Consider the following 337-nt stretch of genomic DNA (forward strand, 5'->3'; position numbering starts at 1 on the left):
AAGGACCTCCTGGGGCATGTGGATATCAAAACCACCATGGTGTACCTGCATGTGGCGCAGCTGGACAAATACCGCGGCTTCTCGCCATTGGATAAACTGTACAAAAAGCCCAAGTCATGAAGCCCCGCCATGAAGTGGCCGATGTGTTAAATCAAAACATCGACCGGATAGAACAGCTGTGCACCAATAGCTGGCAGGCACGTGCCCTGTATGCCCTGGCAGCTTGCCGAACCGCTAAACTGGGTGGACATATCGACCGTTGTGACAACCCCGATTGCCAGGCCTTACACCTGAGCTATAACTCGTGCCGTAACCGTCATTGTCCCAAATGCCAGGG

General features: G+C 53.7%; 1 protein-coding gene. It reads left to right on the forward strand.

The genetic code is table 11. The features are described 5' to 3' along the window. Positions 1-116: 116 nt before the first annotated feature. Positions 117-337: transposase zinc-binding domain-containing protein (locus KDU71_RS23530; protein WP_212193451.1), on the forward strand; the 221-nt coding region annotated here is incomplete at its 3' end.

Source organism: Carboxylicivirga sediminis, from assembly GCF_018156225.1.
GTDB lineage: Bacteria > Bacteroidota > Bacteroidia > Bacteroidales > Marinilabiliaceae > Carboxylicivirga > Carboxylicivirga sediminis.